Source organism: Kitasatospora sp. NPDC032150 (assembly GCF_055579945.1).
Genome location: NZ_JBVIMH010000007.1, coordinates 20,844 through 43,862, shown reverse-complemented (window position 1 = coordinate 43,862; position 23,019 = coordinate 20,844). Strand labels below are relative to the sequence as shown.

Annotated in this window: 19 protein-coding genes and 1 pseudogene; 12 read left to right on the top strand and 8 right to left on the bottom strand. The window is 72.6% G+C overall.

Going from position 1 to position 23,019, the window contains the following annotated elements:
* Positions 1-250 precede the first annotated feature (250 nt).
* On the top strand, positions 251-1,843 hold the full coding sequence (locus tag ACZ5ON_RS10795) for a PucR family transcriptional regulator (protein WP_465588832.1): 1,593 nt from the start codon (positions 251-253) through the stop codon (positions 1,841-1,843).
* A 52-nt stretch (positions 1,844-1,895) separates the two neighbouring features.
* On the opposite strand, the gene ACZ5ON_RS10790 is transcribed toward ACZ5ON_RS10795, so the two are convergent.
* Complete coding sequence (locus tag ACZ5ON_RS10790; RefSeq protein WP_465588828.1) at positions 1,896-2,942, bottom strand: glycoside hydrolase family 26 protein; 1,047 nt, start codon at positions 2,940-2,942, stop codon at positions 1,896-1,898.
* A 243-nt stretch (positions 2,943-3,185) separates the two neighbouring features.
* On the opposite strand from ACZ5ON_RS10790, the gene ACZ5ON_RS10785 reads away from it, so the two are divergent.
* The 3 genes from ACZ5ON_RS10785 (at position 3,186) to ACZ5ON_RS10775 (ending at position 7,229) form a co-directional block, all read left to right on the top strand.
* Entirely contained in the window at positions 3,186-3,701 is a 516-nt protein-coding gene (locus tag ACZ5ON_RS10785; protein ID WP_465588825.1) for a hypothetical protein, read from the top strand.
* A 100-nt stretch (positions 3,702-3,801) separates the two neighbouring features.
* Positions 3,802-5,958 (top strand): bifunctional polysaccharide deacetylase/glycosyltransferase family 2 protein, encoded by a 2,157-nt coding sequence (locus tag ACZ5ON_RS10780; RefSeq protein WP_465588822.1) that lies wholly within the window; start codon positions 3,802-3,804, stop codon positions 5,956-5,958.
* A 2-nt stretch (positions 5,959-5,960) separates the two neighbouring features.
* Positions 5,961-7,229, top strand: coding sequence for an acyltransferase family protein (locus ACZ5ON_RS10775; RefSeq protein ID WP_465588819.1), 1,269 nt, complete (start codon positions 5,961-5,963; stop codon positions 7,227-7,229).
* Between the two features lie 110 nt (positions 7,230-7,339).
* Here ACZ5ON_RS10775 and ACZ5ON_RS10770 read toward each other — a convergent pair whose 3' ends face one another.
* Positions 7,340-8,419 (bottom strand): alpha/beta hydrolase, encoded by a 1,080-nt coding sequence (locus ACZ5ON_RS10770; RefSeq protein WP_465588816.1) that lies wholly within the window; start codon positions 8,417-8,419, stop codon positions 7,340-7,342.
* A 350-nt stretch (positions 8,420-8,769) separates the two neighbouring features.
* Here ACZ5ON_RS10770 and ACZ5ON_RS10765 point away from each other — a divergent pair, with 350 nt between their 5' ends.
* The 4 genes from ACZ5ON_RS10765 to ACZ5ON_RS10750 are packed head-to-tail and all read left to right on the top strand — an operon-like array spanning position 8,770 to position 12,678.
* Positions 8,770-9,759 (top strand): sugar ABC transporter substrate-binding protein, encoded by a 990-nt coding sequence (locus ACZ5ON_RS10765; protein ID WP_465588813.1) that lies wholly within the window; start codon positions 8,770-8,772, stop codon positions 9,757-9,759.
* Positions 9,756-10,790 (top strand): ABC transporter permease, encoded by a 1,035-nt coding sequence (locus ACZ5ON_RS10760; RefSeq protein WP_465588808.1) that lies wholly within the window; start codon positions 9,756-9,758, stop codon positions 10,788-10,790. Before ACZ5ON_RS10765 ends, ACZ5ON_RS10760 begins: the two co-directional genes overlap by 4 nt.
* The gene (locus ACZ5ON_RS10755) at positions 10,751-11,566 is read left to right on the top strand and encodes an ATP-binding cassette domain-containing protein (RefSeq protein ID WP_465589403.1); all 816 of its coding nucleotides are present in this window, start codon (positions 10,751-10,753) and stop codon (positions 11,564-11,566) included. Before ACZ5ON_RS10760 ends, ACZ5ON_RS10755 begins: the two co-directional genes overlap by 40 nt.
* A gap of 5 nt (positions 11,567-11,571) precedes the next feature.
* Positions 11,572-12,678: an ROK family glucokinase gene (locus tag ACZ5ON_RS10750; RefSeq protein ID WP_465589400.1), complete on the top strand. Its 1,107-nt coding sequence runs from the start codon at positions 11,572-11,574 to the stop codon at positions 12,676-12,678.
* Between the two features lie 84 nt (positions 12,679-12,762).
* Here ACZ5ON_RS10750 and ACZ5ON_RS10745 read toward each other — a convergent pair whose 3' ends face one another.
* Positions 12,763-13,494: a hypothetical protein gene (locus ACZ5ON_RS10745; protein WP_465588805.1), complete on the bottom strand. Its 732-nt coding sequence runs from the start codon at positions 13,492-13,494 to the stop codon at positions 12,763-12,765.
* 367 nt (positions 13,495-13,861) lie between these two features.
* Here ACZ5ON_RS10745 and ACZ5ON_RS10740 point away from each other — a divergent pair, with 367 nt between their 5' ends.
* Together ACZ5ON_RS10740 and ACZ5ON_RS10735 are read left to right on the top strand one after the other, a co-directional pair.
* Positions 13,862-14,665 carry an exodeoxyribonuclease III gene (locus ACZ5ON_RS10740; protein ID WP_465588802.1) on the top strand — a complete coding sequence of 268 codons (804 nt, stop codon included), beginning with the start codon at positions 13,862-13,864 and terminating at the stop codon, positions 14,663-14,665.
* Between the two features lie 165 nt (positions 14,666-14,830).
* Positions 14,831-15,787: a hypothetical protein gene (locus ACZ5ON_RS10735; RefSeq protein ID WP_465588799.1), complete on the top strand. Its 957-nt coding sequence runs from the start codon at positions 14,831-14,833 to the stop codon at positions 15,785-15,787.
* Between the two features lie 88 nt (positions 15,788-15,875).
* Here ACZ5ON_RS10735 and ACZ5ON_RS10730 read toward each other — a convergent pair whose 3' ends face one another.
* Positions 15,876-16,622 carry a lysoplasmalogenase gene (locus tag ACZ5ON_RS10730; protein WP_465588796.1) on the bottom strand — a complete coding sequence of 249 codons (747 nt, stop codon included), beginning with the start codon at positions 16,620-16,622 and terminating at the stop codon, positions 15,876-15,878.
* Positions 16,623-17,277: 655 nt separating this feature from the next.
* Here ACZ5ON_RS10730 and ACZ5ON_RS10725 point away from each other — a divergent pair.
* A complete protein-coding gene (locus ACZ5ON_RS10725) occupies positions 17,278-18,762 on the top strand; it encodes a DUF2398 family protein (RefSeq protein WP_465588793.1) in 1,485 nt (494 codons plus the stop codon).
* A 242-nt stretch (positions 18,763-19,004) separates the two neighbouring features.
* On the opposite strand, the gene ACZ5ON_RS10720 is transcribed toward ACZ5ON_RS10725, so the two are convergent.
* The 4 genes and pseudogenes from ACZ5ON_RS10720 to ACZ5ON_RS10705 all read right to left on the bottom strand — a co-directional run.
* A complete protein-coding gene (locus tag ACZ5ON_RS10720) occupies positions 19,005-19,193 on the bottom strand; it encodes a hypothetical protein (RefSeq protein ID WP_465588790.1) in 189 nt (62 codons plus the stop codon).
* Positions 19,194-19,228: 35 nt separating this feature from the next.
* Positions 19,229-20,551, bottom strand: coding sequence for a hypothetical protein (locus ACZ5ON_RS10715; protein ID WP_465588787.1), 1,323 nt, complete (start codon positions 20,549-20,551; stop codon positions 19,229-19,231).
* A 346-nt stretch (positions 20,552-20,897) separates the two neighbouring features.
* On the bottom strand, positions 20,898-21,068 hold the full coding sequence (locus ACZ5ON_RS10710) for a hypothetical protein (RefSeq protein WP_465588784.1): 171 nt from the start codon (positions 21,066-21,068) through the stop codon (positions 20,898-20,900).
* A 62-nt stretch (positions 21,069-21,130) separates the two neighbouring features.
* Positions 21,131-21,196, bottom strand: a pseudogene (locus tag ACZ5ON_RS10705) (hypothetical protein); the annotation flags it as partial.
* Between the two features lie 630 nt (positions 21,197-21,826).
* On the opposite strand from ACZ5ON_RS10705, the gene ACZ5ON_RS10700 reads away from it, so the two are divergent.
* A complete protein-coding gene (locus tag ACZ5ON_RS10700) occupies positions 21,827-22,999 on the top strand; it encodes a sulfite oxidase (protein WP_465588781.1) in 1,173 nt (390 codons plus the stop codon).
* Positions 23,000-23,019: the final 20 nt, after the last annotated feature.

Genomic DNA, 23,019 nt, shown 5'->3' with positions numbered 1-23,019 from the left:
ACCGGGCCCACTGGCAGTCACCGATGGCATGAAGCCCTTGCCCTGCTCCTGTCGGACATCCTGTACGTTCCTCTAAGGCGGACAATCGCCCTGTGGAGCGGACCGTCCAGCGCTACCTACGACCGTAATCCGGCCGTGATTCCGAAGCTACGGGCCCGTGGCCCGGATGCCGACCGGTACGTGACACCGACCGATCGGCCCCGGGCACACTGTGACCCGCTCACCCTCACTCAGACGAAGGAGTCTGCGGATGCGCGTCCGTGACCTGCTCGCCCCCGGTGCCCCTCGGCTGCGCCTGCTCGCCGCCGAGGAAGAGCTCGACCGGCAGGTCAGCGGTGTCATGACCACGGACCTGCAGGACCCGGGCCGCTACCTGCACGGCGGCGAGCTGGTGCTCACCGGGATGCTCTGGCGAGGCGGGCCCGAGGACTCCGAACGGTTCGTGCGGACCCTCGTGGCCGGCGGCGCGGTCGCGCTCGCGGCCGGTGAGGCCGAGGTCGGCCCGGTGCCCGAGGACCTGGTGGAGGCCTGCCGCCGGCACCGGCTGCCGCTGCTCGCCGTCCCCGACGACATCGCCTTCTCCACCCTCACCGAGTTCATCGGCCGCCAGGTCTCCGCCGACCGGGCCGCCGACCTCGCCGCCCTGGTCGACCGGCACCGGCTGCTGGTCTCCGCCGCGGGCGGCGGCGGGCTGGACGCCGTGCTGGACCTGCTCGGCGGCGACCTGGACCTGGACTGCTGGGTGCTCGCCCCCACCGGACGGGTGGTCGCCGGACCGGCCGACCGGCTCCCGGCCGCGGACCGCGACCAGCTGGTCCGCGCCCACCTCGGCGCCCGGCGGCAGCGCCGCCGCCCCCCGCACCGGGCCCGGCTGGCCTCCGGCTCGTACTCGCTGCTACCCGCCTCCGCCACCCCCGAGAGTGAATCGCCGCTGGCCGACTGGGTGCTCGTGGTGGCCGGCGACGTCACCGAGTGGACCACCAAGCGCCAGCAGCTGGCCGAGAACCTGGCCCGGCTGGTCGCCGCCGAGCGCACCCGGCGCGACGAGGGCCGCCGGCTGCGCCGCCGGCTGGCCGACGAGGTGCTGACGCTGCTCCAGCGCGACGCCGACCCGACCGAGATCAGCAGGACGCTGTACGCCTCCGCGGCCATGGCCGCCCGGTTCGAGGGCCCGGAGCAGAAGTCGCTCACCGCGGACGGCAGTTGGCTGGTGCTCAGCGCCGAAGGTACAGGTCTACCCGAGGGGGTGGTGCGCTCAATCCTGGAGGAAGCTCTCACCGATGCCACCGACCGCGCGCTGGTGGCCGGCGCCGGCACCGGCGCCGTGGTGGTGCTGCCCGCCTTCGAAACCGGCGTCCCTGCCGAGGCGTTGCGCGAACTGCTCGCCCCGCTGGAGGCCGGAATCGGCTCCGAGGGCCGGATCACCCTCGGTGTCTCCGCTCCCGCCTCGGAGGCCGGCGGACTGCGCGGCGCCCTGGAGGAGGCCAGGCACGCCCGCCGGATCGCCGCCGCCAGGATCGGCCGGGTCTGCGTCGCTGGTCCCGAGGAACTCGCCTCGCATGTCCTGCTGTTGGCCGCCGTCCCGGACGAGGTCAGGCGCGCCTTCCGAAGCCGCCTGCTGGACAAGGTGATCGCCTACGACCTCGAGCACCAGGCCGACCTGGTCCGCACCCTGGAGGCCTTCCTGCGCTCGGACGGCTCCTGGACCCGCTGTGCGGCCGGGCTCCACGTCCACGTCAACACCCTGCGCTACCGGATCGGTCGGATCGAGGAGCTGACCGGACGCGACCTCTCCCGCCTGGAGGACCGGGTCGACTTCTACCTGGCCCTCGAACTGGCCTGAGCGGCGCGGGTACCCGGGCGGGTGGGCCCCGCGCCGCCGAGCGCGCGCCGGGTCAGGGAGCGACCCGGAAGCCGAACTTCTGCGCGGCGGCCGCCTTGGCGACCTCGGCGGCCGCCGCCGGTGAGCTGTCCACCCGCCAGTCGGTCGGCTGCTTGCTGCCCGGCCACTGCCTGCTCAGGTCGTACCAGACCAGGCCGGCCATGCCGTCGCTGGCCGCTGCGCCCGCGAACAGGTCGTCGATCTGGGCCACCTTGCGCGGGCCCTCGGCGACGCCGGTCTCGGCGATGAGCAGGGGTTTGGCGGAGAAGGACCTGACGGTACGGATGGTCGGGGTGAACAGGGTGCGGTAGTCGCTGCCGTCCTGCGGGCCGTAGTAGCCGATCAGGCCGACCCAGTCGAGGTAGTCGTCGCCGGGGAAGTACGGGCGCAGAGCCGCCGGTGTGCCGGAGTCGCTGACGTGCGGGGTCCAGACCCAGATCACGTTGGTGGTGGCCTGGGCCCGGAAGACGTCGTGGACGTGCCGCCAGGCGCTGACGAAGTCCGCCGCCGTCGCGTGGCCCGGTCCCCAGGCGGTCCAGCCGCCGTTCATCTCCGGCGCGAAGCTGATCACCAGCGGTCCCTGGTACGAGCGGACCTGCTGGGCGAACCTGGTGAGGTAGGCGTCCTCGCCGCCGGAGGCGATCCTGGCGAGCGGGGCCTGCTCGGGGACCCAGCTGAGCATCGGCACCTGGCCGTTGCCCCACAGCTTGGCGTTGCCCGCGGGATCGAAGTCGTCGCCCCACTCCTGGTAGTACTCGCGGATGTCCGGCGGGTGCCCGGCCTTGGCGCCGAACGCGTTGACCGGCGCGAGATCGCCGACCGCCCCGTCGGACGCCACGCCGAACAGCCGGCCGCCCGGCTTGCGCAGGGCGGAGACGTCGTAGGGCGGGGCCGACGGCGGGGCCGTCGGGGCGGCGGAAGCCGCGCCGCTCGCCGGAGCCGCGGCGGTGCCACCGGATGAACTGCAGGCCGTGAGGAGCAGCGGCACGGCTACGGCCAGGGCGGCCGCGCGGTGGGGCCGGAGCCGGGATCCACGGGCGGCGGGAGCGGTTCTGATCAAGGGTGGCCGTTCCTGAGCGGGATGGTTCGGGCCGGTCGCATCGGCCGGCTTCCGCGCATCCTATGAGGTCATCGCACCGGCGCGTGAAGTGTCATGTTCCAGGAGGAATTGCGATCAGATCACAAGAGGTGCACAGATCCACCCAAATCGAACATTGACGCTGATTTATCTAATGAGCGTGCATTACCGTCCCCCCTTGCGTCAGACGCCGCAGCTCCACCCCTTCGGAAAGGCCCGCCCTCGGTGGCACCCACTCTTCTTCGGTCCGAGCACCCCGATCCCGGACCGATCCCCCCGCCGGCGGACCACTCACCGGTCTTCGTCGACCAGTCCGGTGCCCGCGGCCGCAGGCTGCGCGGCTTCGGCTGGGTGGTCGGGCTGGCCAGCGCGATGGTCGCGGCGGCGCTCAGCAGCAGTCTGATCGGCCTGCAGTCCCAGGCCCCGGCCCTGCAGGTGCCGCCCCAGCCGTCCAGCACCATCGCGAGCCCCGGACCGAGCGGCACCGGTCTGCCCACCGCGCTCGGTTCACCGATGGGGAGCCCGCCACCGGCCACCGGTTCGGCCCCGGCCGCCGGCCCGTCGGCATCCCACAGCGCGGCAGCGGGCAGCGCGAAGCCCTCGCCGAGCGCCTCGCGCTCGGCGAGCCCCGCGGGCGGCAAGCCGACCGCGGTGACGGCGCACAGCACCCACTCACCCACGCCGGCGACCGGCAACCACCCGGCGAAGCCGCAGCCCACGGCCCAGGCCAGCCACCACTGACCCACCCCGCCCGGCGGCCGGAAGCCGCCCGGCGAAGCCGCGGCCCACGGTCCGGCCCAGCCACCACCTACCTCACCCACGTCCCGGATCCAGGTACCCCATGTCCCGCCATCAGCGCAGACGGCAGTCTGTCCTTCGGCCGCGCCGGCTAGCCGCCCCGCCTCTGCGCTTCTTCCTGCCGGTGTCACTGCTGGTCTGCCTGCTCGCCATGCTGGTGCTGCGCGGCATGGCCACCAACGAGGTCTTCCACGACGAGCGGATCGCCGTCTCGGTCGACAAGACCACGGTGCCGCCGAACCTGCTGACCGGCGGGCCGATCGTCGACGCCCGCGGGGACAAGAACGACCACCCGGTCAGCTACTCCGTCCCCGACCACACCGTGGTGCTGAGCTTCGACGACGGCCCGGACCCGAAGTGGACGCCGAAGATCCTCGATCTGCTGGCGGCCCGCCACATCCATGCCACCTTCTTCGTCACCGGCTCGATGACCGCGCACAATCCGGACCTGATCCGGAAGATCGTGGCCGGCGGTCACGAGATCGGGGTGCACACCTTCACCCACCCCGACCTGGCGCTGCAGTCCAGGACCAGGCTCGGCTGGGAGCTCGGCCAGACCCAGCTGGCGCTGGCCGGGGTCGCGGGCGTGCACTCCTCGCTCTTCCGCCCGCCGTACTCCTCCACCGCGGACGCGCTGGACGACTGGACCTGGCCGGTGACCAAGGACGTCGGCAGGCGCGGCTACCTCACCGCCTTCATCGACTCGGACACCGACGACTGGAAGCGCCCCGGCGTGGACGCGATCGTCAAGGCCGCGATGCCAAAGGTGCCCGGCAAGGGCGAACTGATCCTGCTGCACGACGCCGGCGGCGACCGCTCCCAGACGGTGGCGGCGCTCGGCCAGATCATCGACAAGCTCCAGGCCGAGAACTACCGCTTCGCGAGCATCGGCGAGGCGCTCGGCACCTCCGCCACCATGGTCCCGGTGCACGGCTACCAGCTCTGGGCGGGGAAGGCGTTCATCCTCTGCACCCAGTTCTCCGTCCAGGTGCTGCCCTGGCTGGTTGGGCTGCTGGCGGTGGTCGGCGCACTGGTCTTCGCCCGGTTCGCGCTGATGCTGGTGCTGGCCACCCGCCACGCCCGCCGCTCGCGCCGCCCCGACTTCTCCTGGGGACCACCGGTGACCGCGCCCGCCACGGTGCTGGTCCCCGCCTACAACGAGCGCGAGTGCATCGCCAACACCCTCAACTCACTGGCGGCCAGCGACCATCCGATCGAGATCGTCGTCATCGACGACGGGTCCACCGACGGCACCTCGGAGATCGTCGAGGAACTCGCCCTGCCAGGCGTCCGGTTGATCCGGCAGCCCAACGGCGGCAAGTCCACCGCCCTCAACAACGGCATCGCCAACGCCTCCCACGACATCGTGGTGATGATGGACGGCGACACCGTCTTCGAGCCGTCCACCGTACGGGAGTTGATCCAGCCGTTCGCCGATCCGGGCGTCGGCGCGGTCGCAGGCAACGCCAAGGTCGGCAACCGGGACACCCTGATCGGCGCCTGGCAGCACATCGAGTACGTGATGGGCTTCAACCTCGACCGCCGGATGTACGACTCGCTCAACATCATGCCGACCATCCCCGGGGCGATCGGCGCGTTCCGCCGCAGCGCCCTGGTCCAGGTCGGCGGCATGAGCGACGACACCCTGGCCGAGGACACCGACATCACCATGGCCATGCTCTGCCAGGGCTGGCGGGTGGTCTACGCCGAGCGGGCCAGGGCCTGGACCGAGGCGCCGGCCAGCATGCAGCAGCTGTGGTCGCAGCGCTACCGGTGGAGTTACGGCACGATGCAGGCGATGTGGAAGCACCGCCGAGCCGTCCTCGACCGGGGCCCGGCGGGCCGCTTCGGCCGGGTCGGCCTGCCGCTGGTGGTGCTCTTCGGCGTGCTGGCTCCGCTGCTCGCCCCGCTGATCGACCTGTTCCTCCTCTACGGGGTGCTCTTCGTGGACGCGCCGGCCACCCTCGGCGCCTGGGCGGCCGTGCTGCTGGTCCAGGGCGGCCTCGCCTGGTACGCCTTCCGGCTGGACGGCGAGAAGCCCTGGCACCTGGTCACCCTGCCGGTCCAGCAGGTGGTCTACCGGCAGCTGATGTACCTGGTGCTGCTCCAGTCCTCGATCACGGCGGTGACCGGCGGCCGGCTCCGCTGGCAGAAACTACGGCGCACCGGCGAGGTCGCCGCGCCGATCGTGGAGGCCTGAGCATGTCCGAGTCCTACGCCTTCGTCCCGGACCTGCACTCCGAGACCCTCCAGCTGCGGATCCCCCGGCCGGCCCCCGAGAGCCTCCCGGCCGAGCAGGCCGCCGAGGACGCGCCCGCGCCCCGCAAGGGCGGGCGCGACCGCTACCTCGACCTGCTGCGGGCCCTGGCCCTGGGCCGGGTGGTGCTCTACCACAACTTCGGCTGGGCCTGGCTGCCGCTGGTCTTCCCGTCGATGGGCGTGATGTTCGCGCTGGCCGGATCGCTGATGGCCCGTTCGCTCAGCCGCCCGGCGCTCAGCGTCATCCGGGGGCGACTGCGCCGGCTGCTGCCGCCGATGTGGCTGTTCGGCGCGATCCTGATCACCGTGATGGTGCTGGACGGCTGGGGCCCGGAGTCCGACGGGCACCCGGCCGTCTGGTGGGGCGAGCTGGCGTTCTGGGTGCTGCCGGTGAGCACCCCGCCGTTCGGCGACAACCTGCACGGCTTCCACGGCATCGTCGAGCCGACCTGGGCCGAGCAGATCGCGGTGCCGCTGTGGTACCTGCGGGCCTACCTCTGGTACGTGCTGCTCTCGCCGCTGATGCTGAAGGCGCTGCGCAGGCAGCCGTGGATCACGGTGTTCACCCCGCTCGCGCTGTCGATCCTGATCAACTCCGGCCTGTTCGACCAGGAGGGGAGGATCTGGGAGACCGTCACCGACTTCACCACCTTCGGCTCCTGCTGGATCCTCGGCATGGCCCACCAGGAGGGCCTGCTGCGCAAGCTGCCGCAGTACCTGGCCCCGTCGATGGCGCCGCTGATCATGGTGGCGGGCCTGTGGTGGCTGCTCAGCCGGCCGGTGGACGACCCGACCGTCCCCAGCGACCTGGACAGCGTCCCGATCGCCCAGGCGGTCTGGTCCTTCGGGTACGTCCTGCTGCTGCTCCACCTCAGCCCGTCCTGGGAGCGCTGGCCGCGGCCACTGGAACGCTGGAACGGTCTGATCAGCCTGCTGAACGCACGGGCCGTCAGTGTCTACCTGTGGCACAACACCGCGCTGGTGCTGGCCATCCCGATCATCGACCGGCTCTGGGACATCGACTTCATGTTCCAGCACGGCCAGTGGCTGCTGCGCAGCCACTGGTTCCCGTTGATGATCGCTATCCCGCTGATCGCCCTGTTCGTCCTCTGCTTCGGCTGGATGGAGGACCTGGCGGCGAAGCGTTCACTCAGGCTGTTCCCGTGGCCGCGCCGACAGCTCGGCAGGCGCCGGGCCGCCGTCGCCGACTGACCGGGGCTGGGAGAGTGCTGGGCGGCGAGTGAACCGTTCCCGAGTGCGGCCTGGGAGTACGCGAGGGGCCCGCCGAAACGTTTCGGCGGGCCCCTCGTGCTGTGTCCGGGTCAGTGCTGGACCGGGATGATCCCCGTCAGCCACTTGAACGCCTCGGGGAGCACGTTGCTCCAGACGTCCGTGGTGTGCGGGCCGGTGAGCTCCTGGACGGTCACCGTGGTCGGCGCCTTGGCGGCGGCCTTCACGGCGAGGCCGGCCTCGTAGCCGTCGGCCTTGGCGCCGGCCATGAAGAGCGCGACCTTCGGCGGGGCGGCGGCGGTCTTCAGGATGTTCAGCGGGTTGGAGATCTCCCTCAGGTGCGGGTCCTTCGCGGTGAGCGAAGCCTCCTCCGCGGCCGGGTCGTTGTAGCCGGAGAGGCTGATGCCGGCCCGGTAGCGGTTGGGGTGCGAGACGGCGAGCTTCTCGGCGCAGTGGCCACCGGCGGAGTACCCGGCCACGGCCCAGCGGTCGGCGGAGTCGTCCACCCGGAAGTTGTCCGTGATCATCTGCGGCACGTCACGGGTGAGCCAGGTCTCCGCGTTGACCTTGCCGGGGACGTCGGCGCAGCCGGTGTCGGTGGTGGTGCCCAGCAGCTGGGTGCGCGGCGAGACCAGGATGAACGGGGCGACCTGGCCGTTCTCCATCAGCGGCTTGAGCTTGGTGGTGACGTGCAGCGAGCCGTACCAGGTGGAGGAGGAGCCCGGCCAGCCCGGCAGCAGCTCGACGACCGGGAACTTCTTGTCCTTGTACGCCGGGTCGTCGTACTGCGGCGGAGTCCAGACCACGACCTCGCCGTCCACGCCGGAGAGCTGGCCCTTCAGGTCGGTGGTCTTGACGTCCTTGGGGACCTTGGGGTCGTCGACCGACTTGAACTGCTGGATGACCTTGGGCCGGTCCGAGGCGCCCTTGCCGGGAGCGGCGTTCGGGTCCTCCTTCGGCACCTCGGGCACGGCCCGGATGTGGTTGCCGGTACCCAGCAGGTCGTCCCAGTTCCCGTAGATCAGGTTGGCGTTGTTGACGAGTACGAAGACCATTAGTACGGCCGTGATCTGCGTGAACAGGATCATGATCAGCCGGGTCAGGAACTGCAGCGGCTTGGGACCGCGAACCCGCCCCCAGAGCAGCATGGCAACCGCGATCGAGATCGGCACGAGGACGATCGTGAGGATCAGAAATGGTTTACCTGTCAGTTGCATCTAACTTCTCGTATCCGGGTTGCAGGCCGCCCGGGCTCCGCTTGCCCGGCACGCGCACCGATGGGATCAGACGGTCTCGAACGGGAGATCAGTTGCTCTTGAAGCTGATGGAAAGCTGAGAGGAACGTCACATGTTGCTGGGAACCGGCTAAGTGCGGGGACAAGTCTGCCACCTGCCCCGGGAGGCGCGTCCAACGGCCCAGGCCCTGCTGCGGACTTTGCGAACCTGCCGTACCGTCACCCGCGCGGCGGCGCGGTGCGGGGCCTGTGCCGACCTGGGGGAAGGCACACCGACAATAGGAGGCATGCCACGAACCGTAACGATGCTCCTCGCCCTTGCCCTGCTGACGGCAGGCTGCAGCAGTACCGGCGGCCTCCGCGCCGAGCAGGCCCGCAGCCGGGCGGCGAGCACGGCGGGCGGCGCGGTCGACACCCCCCGCTGGAAGATCGCCATGATCACCCACGCCGGGGCGGGCGACGCCTTCTGGGACACCGTCCGCAAGGGCGCCGAACAGGCCGCGGCCAAGGACAACATCACCTTCCTCTACTCCAACGACGCGCAGACCCAGGGCCAGGTCCAGCTGGTCGACGCCGCCATCGACCAGAAGGTCGACGGGATCCTGGTCACGCTGGCCAAGGGCGAGGCGATGGCCGCCCCGCTGGCCCGGGCCAAGGCCGCCGGCATCCCGGTGATCAGCATCAACTCCGGCCAGGAGTTCTCCGCCCGCTTCGGCGCGCTCACCCACATCGGGCAGGACGAGACCACCGCCGGGCAGGCGGCCGGCACGGCCCTGGGCACCCGGGGCCGCAAGGACGTCCTGTGCGTGATCCACGAGCAGGGCAACATCGGCCAGGAGCAGCGCTGCTCCGGCGCCAAGGGCGCGTTCAACGGGCAGCTGGAGACCCTCTACGTGAACGGGGTCAACCTGCCCGACGCCCGGTCGGCGATCGCCGCCAAGCTCCAGGCCGACCCCGACCTGGACACCGTCCTCACCCTCAGCGCCACGCTCGCCGCCACCGGACTGCAGGCGGTCAAGGACGCGGGGCGCAACGTCGAGGTGGACACCTTCGACCTCAACACCCAGGTGGTGGACGGACTGAAGTCGGGCACCATCGGCTTCGCCGTGGACCAGCAGCCCTACCTCCAGGGCTACGAGGGTGTGGACCTGCTCTGGCTCCACCGCTACAACCTGGACGCCCTCGGCGGCGGCAAGCCGGTGCTCACCGGACCCCAGGTACTCACCAAGGACGACGCCCCCGCGCTCGCCCAGTACGTCGCGCGGGGTACCCGATGAGCGGCACCGACGTACTCGCCCAGGAGCGGCCGCTGCGCCGCCGGCACCACCACTCCCGCCCGGAACTCGGCGCACTGCTCGCCGCCGTCGCGGTCTTCGCCTTCTTCTCCCTGGCGGCGGAGAGCTTCCTGCGGCCCTCCTCGATCGGCACCGTGCTCTACACCGCCTCCACCATCGGGATCATGGCGGTGCCGGTGGCGCTGCTGATGATCGGCGGCGAGTTCGACCTCTCGGCCGGGGTCGCGGTCACCACCGCCGCGCTGACCTCCTCGATGATCTCCTACCAGTTCACCGCGATCACCTGGGTCGGGGCGCTGGTCTCGCTGGCGGTCGCGCTGGGGATCGGCGCGCTGAACGGCTGGCTGCTGGCCCGGACCGGCCTGCCCAGCTTCATCGTGACGCTGGGCACCTTCCTGATGCTCACCGGCGCCAACCTGGGCGTCACCAAGGTGATCTCCGGCACGGTCTCCACCAAGTCGATCGCCGACATGCAGGGCTTCGCCTCCTGCCACTGGCTGTTCGCCTCCGAGGTCACCATCGGCGGGCTGACCCTGAAGGCCACGGTGTGGTGGTGGCTCGGCCTGATGCTGCTCGGCAGCTGGATCCTGCTGCGCACCCGCTTCGGCAACTGGATCTTCGCGGTCGGCGGCGACGCCGCGGCCGCCCGCGCGGTCGGGGTCCCGGTGGCCCGGACCAAGACCTTCCTGTACCTCGGCGTCGGGTTCTGCGCCTGGGTGCTCGGGCAGCACCTGCTGTTCTCCTTCGACACCGTGCAGTCGGGGGAGGGCGTCGGCAACGAGCTGATCTACATCGTGGCGGCGGTGATCGGCGGCTGCCTGATCACCGGCGGCTACGGTTCGGTGGTCGGCTCCGCGCTCGGCGCACTGATCTTCGGCATGACCAGCAAGGGCATCGTCTACGCCGAGTGGAATCCGGACTGGTTCAAGTTCTTCCTCGGCGCGATGCTGCTGCTGGCCGCGCTGCTGAACCACTGGGTCAAGCGACGGGCGGAGCGGGGGCCGGGCAAGTGACACTGCTGGAACTCAACGAGGTCGGCAAGGACTACGGGGCCGTCCGGGCGCTGGAGGGCGTCTCGCTGACGGTCGAGCAGGGGCGGATCAGCTGCGTGCTGGGCGACAACGGCGCGGGCAAGTCCACCCTGATCAAGATCATCGCCGGACTGCACCAGCACGACGAGGGCAGCTACGCCATCGCCGGCGAACAGGTCCGGCTCAGCTCGCCCCGACAGGCGCTGGACCGCGGCATCGCCACGGTCTACCAGGACCTGGCCGTGGTCCCGCTGATGCCGGTCTGGCGGAACTTCTTCCTCGGCGCCGAACTCGGCCGCTTCCGCCTCGACGTACCCCGGATGCGCCGCATCACCCAGGAAGCCCTGGAGAAGATGGGCATCGACCTGCAGGACGTGGACCAACCGATCGGCACCCTCTCCGGCGGCCAGCGCCAGTGCGTGGCGATCGCCCGGGCCGTCCACTTCGGCGCCAAGGCGCTGATCCTGGACGAGCCGACGGCCGCACTCGGTGTCAAGCAGTCCGGCGTGGTGCTCAAGTACGTCGCCGCCGCCCGGGACGCCGGGCTCGGCGTGGTGCTGATCACTCACAACCCGCACCACGCCTATCTGGTGGGCGACCACTTCACCCTGCTCAAACGAGGGAGGATGGCGGGTAGCCATCCGCGCTCGGAGATCAACCTGGAACAGCTCACCACCGAGATGGCGGGCGGCTCCGACCTGGCCGAACTCTCCCACGAGCTCGGTCGTACCGACCCGAAGGAGCATCCGCCGACGTGACCGTCATCCCGAGCGGCACCGCCAGGCCGCCAGTGCTGCCCACCCTGTTCGGCCTCGGCCCGCGCAACGCCGACCGGCGCCGGCGCGCACTGCCCCCGAGCGTGCTGCGGCTGCCCACCATCGGCGTGGACATCGGCGGCACCAAGGTGGTCGCCGGAGTGGTCGACGGCGAGGGCAAGGTGATCGACCGGCTGCGGACCGAGACCCCGGACAAGAGCAAGAGCGCCAAGGTGGTCGAGGACGTCATCGTCGAACTGGTGCTGGAGCTGGCGGACCGGCACGACGTCCACGCGGTCGGCATCGGCGCGGCCGGCTGGGTGGACGCGGACCGCTCGCGGGTCCTCTTCGCGCCGCACCTGAACTGGCGCAACGAACCGCTGCAGGAGGCCCTGAGCGAGCGGTTCCGCTTCCCGGTGGTGGTGGAGAACGACGCCAACGCCGCCGCCTGGGCCGAGTGGCGGTTCGGGGCCGGCCGGGGCGAGGACCACATGGTCATGATCACCCTCGGCACGGGCATCGGCGGCGCGGTGGTCCGGGACGGCTTCGTGGACCGCGGCAAGTACGGCCTGGCGGGCGAGTTCGGCCACATGCAGGTCGTCCCGGGCGGACACCGCTGCCCTTGCGGCAACCGGGGCTGCTGGGAGCAGTACTCCTCCGGCAACGCGCTGGTCCGGGAGGCACGCTCGCTGGTCGAGGAGGAGTCGCCGGTGGTCGAGCCGCTGCTCGCCCGCGCGGGCGGCACTCGGGAGGGCATCACCGGCCCGCTGGTCACCGAGGCCGCCCGGGCGGGCGACCCGGTCGCCGTCGAACTCCTCTACGACATCGGTCACTGGCTCGGCGTCGGCATCGCCAACCTGGCCGCCGCCCTCGACCCCGGACGGTTCGTCATCGGCGGCGGCGTCTCGGACGCGGGCGACCTGCTGCTCGGCCCGGCCCAGGAGGCTTTCAAACGCACCCTCACCGGCCGCGGCTTCCGCCCCGAGGCGCAGATCGTGCACGCGGCCCTCGGCAACGAGGCCGGCCTGGTCGGCGCCGCCGACCTCGCCCGCCAGGTCGCCCGGCGATTCCGCACCATCAAGCGCCGGCGCTCCGAACGGGCCCACCTGGCCTGAGCCGGGCGCCTCGGTTGCGTCGGGCGTGGTGGGCAAGGGGCCGGGCAGGTCCCGGCTGGGCGGGGCGGCCGGGCAGGCGATCCGTCAGGCGGCGTGCCAGCGGTCCCGGCCGTCGGAGGCCCGGCCGCAGACCATGGGTGTGCCCTTCGAGGTGACACCGGTGGCTCCTTCGAGGGAGCAGAACGCGCCCGGGTGGACGACCGGGCCCGAGCCGCCGCCCGTGGAGCTGCCGCCGGAGCCGGTGCCTCCGGACGAGTGGCCACCGCCCGAGCCCGAACCGCCCGAGCCCGAACCGCCCGAGCCCGAACCTCCCGAGCCCGAACCGCCGGACGAGGTGCCGCCGGAGCCGGTGCCCCCGGACGAGGTGCCCCCGCCGGTGGCGGATGACCCGCCGGTGGAGGCGGAGTCGCCGTGGCTCTCCTCCGGCGCCGGGTCCGGGGCGGCTGCGGTGGGAGTCGGTGAGGGGGGCGGGGTCGGGGACGTGCCGGCCGCGTCCGGCGAGGGCGTCGGTGACGGCGACGGGCTGGGCGCGGAGGCCGCCGCGGAGGTCACGGCCGACGGCGTGTCAGGAGTGGCCTGGCTGGGCGCCGGGCCGACCACGGCGCCCAGCCACACGAGGCAGCTGAAGAGGGCGAGGACGGTGCTGACGAGCCGCTTCCACAGGGCGCGCGGCCAGCTCCAGGTGATCACGAAGGTCGCCACCGGCAGGAAGATCAGCGCGAGTACCTGCACCGGGCGCCGCTGCCACCAGGGGCGGAGCGGTGGCGGTTGGGGCGGTGCGGGGTACGAGTGCGGGGAGTGTGGTGGCTGGTACACGGTCGCTGCGACGTCCTTCGGGCTTGCGGGGAGCGGGGAGACGGGCCGCAAGCTATCGAAGTGATCGTCGCCTTCTTCGGATTATCTGCATTTCGTGTAGTCAACCGTTACATCGTGTGTCACTTCGGTGAAGTGACGAACCGTAGGCCACGCTGCGGGCGGTCCGGAGGAGCCGATGGCGGTCGTGGTGCTGCCCCGTCGTTCGGAAGGGGCGGACGGTAGGACCGCCGGGACCGGCGCCGGCGCTGCCCGGCCGACCCGACGCCACGACGGGTTGTCGGCGGCGGGCGGTATGTTCGGGTGGGATCCCTGTCGAGGGTTTCCGTCCGTTGTCCGCACCAGCTCCGCATGCCCGGGAAGGCCGCCCGTGACCGTCCGAATCGCCACCTGGAACATCAACTCCGTGACCGCCCGGCTCCCCAAGCTGCTGGAGTGGCTCGACGGCGCCAAGCCGGACGTGCTCTGCCTCCAGGAGCTCAAGTGCGCCACCGGCTCCTTCCCCTTCGAGGCGGTCAAGGAGCTCGGGTACGAGGCGGCCGCCCACGGCACCGGCCGGTGGAACGGCGTGGCGATCCTCTCCAAGCTCGGCCTCACCGACGTCGTCCGTGGCCTGCCCGAGCAACCCGGCTACCTGGCCGACGACGCTCTGCTTCCCGAGACCGAGCCGCGCGCCATCGCGGCCACCTGCGGACCGGTCCGGGTCTGGTCGGTGTACGTGCCCAACGGCCGCGAGGTCGACCACGCCCACTACCGCTACAAGCTGGACTGGTTGGAGACGCTGCGCCGGTCCGTCCTGGAGGACGCCGCCGGGGCCCGTCCGTTCGCCGTGCTCGGTGACTTCAACGTCGCCCCGACCGATGAGGACGTCTACGACCGCGCGGCCTTCGAGGGCCTCACCCATGTCACCGAGCGTGAGCGGGCCGCCCTCGCCGCCCTTCAGACGGCCGGCCTGCAGGACGTCGTGCCCCGCCCGCTGAAGTACGACCGCCCGTACACCTACTGGGATTACCGCGCCCTCTGCTTCCCCAAGAACCGCGGCATGCGGATCGACCTCACCTACGGCAACAAGCCCTTCGTCGAGGCCGTCAGCGACAGCTACGTCGACCGCGAGGCCCGCAAGGGCAAGGGCACCTCGGACCACGCGCCCGTGGTGGTGGACCTGGCGCTGTAGCCCGTATGGCCCCGTGGGCCGTGCCGGGCGGTGGTCTACCCGAACGGGCCCGTGCAGTGGCCGCCGGTGTCGGCGCTGCCTAGCGTCTTGGGCGACAGGGCGTAGTCGTTCGATCACGTGGACGACCAAGTCCCCGGCTGCGCCCGAGAACCTGGAGGTACGGGCATGCGCATCTCGCGTACGGCCGCAGCTCTGCTAGGAGGCTCGGCTCTGGTCGCGGTCGCGGTCCCGGCGGCAATCGGTTCCGCGACGCCCGAGACGGCGGTCAAGGCCGCTGAGCCGATCCTGGTCAGCCCGGCCGCGGCGGCTCCCGGACAGTCGGTCACGGTCAGCGTGGCCTGCGGGAACAACGCGGAGCGGAGTGTGACCGCCAACTCGCAGGCATTCTCCACTGGCAAGGCCGCGCTCAGCGCGGACTCGGACGGGAAGTACCGCGGCACGGTGCTGCTGGCGGCCAAGGAGGAACTGGCCAGGCTGGCGGGCGGAAAGTCCGGCAACAACGACAACAAGTGGGGCGTTGACGGCAAGTGCCCGGACGGCAGGAGCTTCGCCGGGGCCGTCGAAGTGGCACTGGCCGCCGCTGCGGGGGCCGTGATGAACGCCGCACCCGCAGCTGACCCCGGTGGCGGGGACGCCGGGGGCAAGGCGGGCGGGCAGGGCCGGGACAATGGCTCGGGTCGTGACAACAATGGTGGGGGTCGGGACAACGGCTCCGGCCATGACAACGGTGGGGGTCGGGACAACGGCTCCGGCCATGACAACGGTGGGGGTCGGGACAACGGCTCCGGTCATGACAACGGCTCGGGTCGGGATAGCGGTCGAGGGCAGAGCGGGAACGGCCACGACGGCGGATCGGGCCGCGACAATGGTCCGGGACATGACAGCGGTCCCGGTCGCGACAACGGTTCGGGCCGAGACAACGGCCGAGGGCAGAGCGGGAACGGGCACGACGGTTCCTCCGGCCGGTACCCCCACGGTGGTGTGGGCACCGGCCTCGGCGGTTCGATCGCCAGTGACCCGAAGCAGCTGACCACCGGCGCCGCCCTGGTCGCGGCCGGGATCGGCGGCGTCTGGCTGCTGCGCCGCCGCAGCGGCTCCGGCGGGAACTCGGGGAGGTACTGAAGGACCGACGGCGAACCTGGGCCGGACCGGCGCGACTCGCGCCCGGCACAGGTGCACCGCCGGCCTCCGGCCGACGGGACCGTTCGGCTCAGCGCCCCGGGGACTGCACCGGGGTGCTGAGCCGCGCCCGGGCCCGGTAGCGCTCGCCGTCCGCGGTGCCGGCCGTTTCGGCGGGCTGCGGCGCGTCGGCGGCCTGGGCGTGCAGGGTGCCGACGGCCAGCAGGTACTGGGCTGCGATATAGGTCGCCATGATCCAGAACTCGTGCCCGGGCAGCTCCCGCCAGCCCGCCAGCTGAGTGGCGATCAGGCTGTCCGAGAGCAGGAACAGGGCCCCGCCCAGACCAGTCCGCCAGTTGAGGCCGGCGGAGGTCACCGCGGTGGAGGCCAGCAGCAGGCTGTAGACCGCGACCGGGATTCTCAGCTCGCCCAGGCCGGGCCAGAGCTGACTCACCATGGCCGCCCAGGCCGCCGCGTAGGCTCCGGCGATCAGCACCGTGCGCCGACGGTCGTTCAGCGCGCCCTGCTTGACGAACATCGTGACGTAGCAGACATGGGCGGCGGCGAAGGAGCCCATTCCGGCCAGGAAGGCGGTGTCGTCGCCGACCTGGAGCAGTACGTCGCCACCGGTGCTGGCCACCAGCGCCGAGGTGAGCAGTCGCGGGGTCCGTTCGGTCCGGGCCAGCGTGTGCGCGGCGAGCAGCGGCATCAGCGCGGGCTTGGTGGCGAGCCGCAGCGTGCTCGCGCCGGTGGCGATGGCGCCGAGGTGGGCGGTCGAGGTGGCGGCGAGGGTGCCGAGCAGGCCGCGGGCGGAGCGCAGGCGTCGAATGATGGTCATGCGGGGGTGGCCTCCAGGCGGTCGGTCGGGGTCGGCTTCCAGTCGGGACCCTTGGTGGGATGGCGGGCGTGGTCGCCCCGGCGGCCGGTTGCGGCGGCGCTCCGGACGATCGGGGCACTCCGGTGGACGGTTGCCCGGAGCGGGGCGGAGCCGTCCGGACTGCCCGGCAGCCCGGCGAGCGGTCCGACGGGATCCGCGGCGGGCGGGGGCCGGATGTCCTGCTCCGCAGCGTACGGCTGCCGTCGAGTCCGCTGTCCGGGCGGCTGCCCAGGGCGGCGCGTCGCACCTGGTGGCGGCCGACGGCGTGCGTGCGCGGCGGGTGGCCGGACCGTCGGGCGGGGGTCGGAGCCGGACCAGCGGCGCCGTCAGCGAGCAGCAGCTCGGCGCGGCGGGGCCGACGCCGTCCGGGCGGGGTCGCGGCGAGGCGTCCCGCGCGACGGTGAGCAGGGCAGACGCCGATTTCGACCACGGGAGCACACGGGGCGGATTCGGCACGTCCTGGACGATAGGCGACGGCGGGCGGCCTGCGAAAGGGGTTGTTACCGGCGCGTAGGATATTGCCGCGTCCCGGCCACCTGGTGTCGGGGTCGAAGCGTCCGGTCCGGCCGGATGGTGCCACGAGGGGCCTCACCCACCGTCTAGTCTTGTGTGCGACATGAAGCAGCGCGAGTACACGACCGGCGCCGAAGAGGCGTTCGGTGGTCTGGCAGGCGGGCGCGGGGTGGGAGCGGGGCAGCTCATCGCCGACGCGCCTGCTGACATACCCGGCCCGGTACCCGCGGTGACGGCTGCTCCGGCTGACGCGGCCGGGGCCGGCGGCAGGGCGGAGCAGCTTGCGGCGCAGTTGGCGGTGGCCGACCCGGTTGCGGCGCACGATCTGTTCACGGCGGCCTACGGGCTTTACGGCGCGCGGCACTTCGGCGGTGTGCTGGAGAGCGGGCGGGCTGCGGGGGCGGGGACGAGCTGGTGGCACGGGCCGAGTGTGCGGCTCCCGGCCGGGCTCAGGTCCCGTTCGGGGAGGCCGGCCCAGGGGCTGCGCCGGGCGCGGCGGATCGCCGCCGACGCGCTGCCGCCCGCCGTCCCTGCGAGGCGCGGCCGGCACCGCAAGCCCGAGCGTTCGCCGGGCAGTACCGCGCAGGAGGTGGCGGTCGAACGGCGCACCGCCGCCCGGCTGTTGGTGGCGCATCCGCTGGTGACGGCGAACGGCCCGCACGCGGCGGGATTTCCGCTGGTCCGCCGTCATGCGGACTGGCTGGCGGAACGATTCCTCACGGTGCTCGGCTACCCCCTGACCATCGGTCACTCCTACGCCCGGCTGCACAAGGCCGGGCTGCCCGGGCGTGGACTGCCGGGCTTCGGGCCGGCCGGGTATGCCGCTCTGGTGCGGGCGCTCGACGCGCTCGCCGACGGCAGGCCGGCCCAGGTGGAGCAGCCCGAAGTTCGCCAACTTCTCGATGGCTGGCGGGTGTTGACCTGGGGTGAGGGCGATGCTCCGCTGGCCGACCGCGAACTGGCTTGCGCCCTCGGTCCGTTGGCCGCACCGCCCGCCGACGGTCCGGCCCTCGCCGTGCGGCGGCGGCTCGCCGAGACCCCGGTGGTGCTGCTGGACGAGCTCGGCGCCGAGGAGCGGGCCTGGCTGCTGGAGCACCAGTGGGCGGAGGCCGAGCTGTTCGCCGACTTCCTCGGTCTGGAGGCGGAGGTCAGGGCCGAGGGCGTCGCCCTGCTGGATCCGGCCGACGAGCTCACCGACCTCGCCCTTCCGGGCGGCGGGACGCTGGCACAGGCCGCCCTGCTGCTGGTCGAGCGCCTGGTGGAGGACCTGCGTCCGCTGCCGGAGGAGTCGGCGCCCCCGGCGGTGCTGATCCCCGACGCGCTGATAGACGGTGCGCTGGGCGACATCACGGACGAGTACGGCCTGGCGGCGGGGTGGCATCGCGACTACCTGGCCGACCTGGCGCGTTTCCGGCGGGAGGCGCTCGATCTGCTGCACCGGATGCAGCTGATCGCTCCGGCCGGGCGGGCCTGGCTGCTGCGGGCGCCGGCCGCGCGCTATGCCCCTCCCCTGGAGGTCCAGCAGGGGCCGGGGTCGGGGCGGCACTCCCGGCCGGTGCCGGAGGCCCAGCAGGAGCTGACCGTCTGACGGCGGCGCCGTCCACATGACGTGGTGGCGGGCCGTGGCGAGATCTGCGGTGCGGCGGATCGGCGCGTGGTCGTGCGAGTGCCGACCCGCGCCCGCTGGGAGGGATCCCACGGGCCGGAGGCCGGGAGCAGCCCGCAGGCGGCGGGGCCGGGGTGGGTGTGCCGATCGTCCGGCGTGCCCCGGGGTCGGAAGGGCCTGCTGTGTGGAGGGCCCGCTCGGGGCCGTTGTCGGGAAGGGCGGGTTCAGCGGGCCGGGGCGCTGATGGCGAGGGTGTCCTGGCGGACGGTCTCGACGGTGGCGGCCACACCGAGGCCGCCCAGGGCGATCGAGGCGGCGACGGCGGCGCAGGCGAGGACCCGGCGGTGCCGCTGGGGGAGCGGGAAGCGGTCCGGGGAGAGGGCCTGGGAGGCCGAGGTCGGCTGAGCGTTCATGTCGGAGAGCATTCCAGGGAGGCGTTAAACGGTGACTACGGCCGGGTGAAGTCTGGGCGGGGGCTCGGCGTCGGGACATCTGCGCAGGTGGCGGGCGGACGAGCGGCCTGCGGGCGACGGCTGCGGCGCCGCCGGCCGGGGCCGTGGAAGCCGTGCCGACCGTTCGGAGGGTGAAGGCGGCGCACTCGCCGGTGGCCGCCCCGCCCGCCCGGACCGTACGGTACGCGGGCGCGGCGCCGGCGGCCGCGCAGCAGCCGTGGGACGCAGGCGGCCAGCAGTTGCTGGGTCATGCCGTAGAAGAAGATCGGCAGCAGTACGGCCGGGTGGTGGCCGCTGAACTGGGTGCCGGCCAGGGCGGCGGCCGCGCTGGTGTTGTTCAGGCCGGTCGCCAGGGTGAGGGCGGCGGTCGTGTCACGTTCGGTGTGGGCCTGGCGCGCTGCCAGCCAGCCGACCAGGAAGGGGACCGCGCACACCGCGCAACCAGCGAGCAGGGCGAGCGCGACCAGTCCGGGTTCGGGTCTGCGGCCGATCTCGCGGAACACCCCGGCGGCGTTGAAGTAGGTGAGCCCGAGGGCGTTGAACAGCCCGAGCAGGCGCAGCCAGGGCAGGGCCGCGGCCCGGAACCGCCCGCCGGCCGCCCGCCGGGTGAGGCGCCGGGCGGCCAGGCCGGCGAGGCAGGGCAGGGCCACGCACAGTGCCATGAACCTGCAGGTGGAGTCGGACCTGGCCAGCGTGTCCAGCACCTGGCGCGGACCGGTGGTCTCGCCCTCCTCGGCGAGGACCAGTCCGAGCGGCACGGTGAACGGGCTGAGCAGCGTGGTCGCCAGCACCAGGCCGAGGCCGAGCGGCGCGTCGGCGCGGGCCTTGGCGCCCCAGGTCTGGGCGGCCCCGGCGACCGGCATGGTGGCGGTCAGCGAGAGTCCGACCACCAGCCAGAGCGCCTCGCGCCGGTCCGGCCAGCAGCCCGCGGCGTGTTCGGCGCCGAGCAGTACCAGCATCCGCAGCACCAGAGCCACCCCGAGCCCGGCCAGCAGCAGGCCGGGGCGCAGAAGCGCGCGGGCCACGTCCTCCGCGCGGACCTCGAAGCCGCCGATGAACATGGCGGCCAGCAGCATCAGCAGCGGCGGGTTGGCCCAGGGCACCGGGTGGCAGTGCCGGAGCACGGCGGCCGCCTCGGGCAGGGCCAGGCCGAGGGCGCAGGCCGCGACGGTGGCGAGGGCCAGGTGGGCGCGGACGGCCCGGTCGGCGGTGACCGCCGCGCGGCCGGGTGGGCGGGTGGGGGCGGGCGACTGTTCGGTTGTTCGCGAGGGGCCCGGCAGGCGGGTCGAGCGCGGCAGTACGGACGCTCGCAAGGACATCGTGCGGGCCTTCTCGACAGCTCGGACGGGTGGTGCGCGTCGGCCAGCATGCCACTGATCTGACTGTCTGTAATGCTGGGATGCGTTGCGTGACCGGCCCTGGTTGGCGCCGTCCGGCCTGGCGGGGTACGGGAGTTGTGGTGCCCGGCGGTCCGGTGCCGGATGCGCGGAGTTCACCCGGACGGATGAGCTCCCCTTTCACCCGGACGGCTGGGGCGCCCGACCCGAGCCGCCCGGCTCGCCGTCAGGGCCGTCCGGCCCGCCGGCCGCGCCCCGCGGGCGGTGTGCCGGGGCGTGCGCCGAAGGCCCTGCCCCGGGTGGGACGGGGCCCTCTCGGCGGGCGGGCTCAGGCCGCGTACGGGACGGCGGCTGGGCGGGCGGTGGCCAGGTAGGCGGCCAGGGCCTCGCGGCTCTGCGTCAGGGTCTCGATCCGGCCCTCCAGGTCGGGGAGTTCGGCGTGCAGGTGGCCAGCAGGCCGGGGCAGGCCTCCAGGGCGGGCAGCGGGCCGGTGGCGCACGGGAGGATCTCGGCGATGACCTTGGTGGAGAGGCCGGCCGCCAGCAGGCCCCGGATCTGACGGACCCGCACCTGGGCGTCGGCCCCGTACTCCCGGTACCCGCCCGGAGTCCGCTCGGAGTGGAGCAGCCCCTGCTGCCTTGTAATACCGCAGCGGCCGGGTCGAGACGTCGGTCAGGTGGGAGAGTTCTCCGATGCGCATGCCGGGTGCAACGCGGCCCCGGGGTGCCGGTTGTTCCGGGTGGCCGGCGGGGGCACCGGAGCTGCGGTCACCGGTGTCGTTCGGCGAGGAAGTCCTGGACGGCTGCCAGCAGTTCGGGTCCGCGTTCGACGGTGACCAGGTGACCAGGTGGCCGGAGGCGAGTTCGAGGAGCCGGGCGCCCGGTGTCCGCTCGGCGACCTCCGGTGCTGCGCCGGGACGGAGAGGGTGTCCGCGGTGGCGCTGATCACCAGGGTCGGCACGGCGATCCCGACGAGTGCGGGTCCGGTGCCCCGGGCGATCCTGGAGAGCGTGTTTGCTGCCATCGAGTGCTCCTTGATGGCCCGTCGGGCGTGGCGCCCTGGGCTGCGGGTGGGTGGTGCCGTCACTGGGGACGGTAGAGGTTGACACCTGCGTCAAGGTCAAGCCGACCGCTGTCCGGGCCGTTCGGCGCCGCCTATCATCCGGAACATGACACGGCGCTGACAGGCGCCCGGACACCCCGCGGGCGCTTGCGGACACGCCTCCTCTCCTCCCAACCGACCGGAAGGAAGCGACCGATGGACCGGTTCGAGAACGATCGTGTGCGACAGGGCCACTGCGGCGAGGAACTCCCGCAGGGCGAACGGGAGTCGGCCGCCAAACTGCCCGGGATCGTCAAGCCGCTGCCGTCCGAGTGGTTCGTCCTGCACGAGACCAACGCCGAGATGCGCTGGGACACCCTGCGCGAGGGCGGTACCGGCTTCCACACCCCCACCGAGCGGTTCTTCGTCCGCAACCACACCGCCACCCCGCTCATCGACCCCGACCGGTGGCGGCTCACCCTCACCGGCAGCGGACTGGACGGGCCCGCCGTCGAGTTCGACCTCGCCGCACTCCGGCGGCTGCCGGCCACCTCGTACACCGCGGCGATCGAGTGCGCGGGCAACGGCCGCAGCTTCTTCGCCGCCCAGCAGCACCAGGCCGTCCCCGGTACCCCCTGGAGGCTCGGCGGCATCGGGGTCGCCCGCTGGCGCGGGGTGCGGCTCGCCGAGGTGCTGCGGCTGGCCGGGCTGCGCCCCGGAGCGGTCGACGTGATGCCGATCGGACTCGACTCCGACTACGTCACCTCCGACGGCCGGAACCTGGGTCGGGTCCGCCGGCCGCTGCCGGTCACCAAGGCACTCGACGACGTCCTGCTGGCGTACGAGATGAACGGCGCGCCGCTCACCCCCGACCACGGCGCCCCGCTGCGGCTGGTGGTGCCGGGCTGGGTCGGGATCGCCTCGATCAAGTGGGTCGGCACCATCGAGGTCTCTGCCGAACCGCTGTACTCGCCGTGGAACACCGAGATCTACCGGATGTTCGGTCCCGGCTATCCGCCGGAGGGCGGGGAGCCGCTCACCGGACAGGTGGTCAAGAGCGCATTCGAGCTGGCCAGGGGCGCGATGCTCGCGCTGGGGGAGCGTCACCGGCTGTACGGGCGCTCCTGGTCCGGCGAAGCGCCGGTCGAGTGGGTCGAGGTGAGCTGTGACGGCGGCCTGAACTGGCGCCGCGCCAGGCTGCTCGACGGGCCCGAGAGCACCGCGTGGACCCGCTGGAGCTTCGACTGGCGGCCCGAATACCCGGGCCGGTACACACTGGCGGCGCGCGCCGGTGACCGGAGGGGAAACAGTCAGCCCCGCACGACGGCCGCCAACCGTGAGGGCTACCTCTTCGACGCCGTCGTGCACCATCCCGTGATCATTGTCTAGACCACATGGCGTGAGCTGCT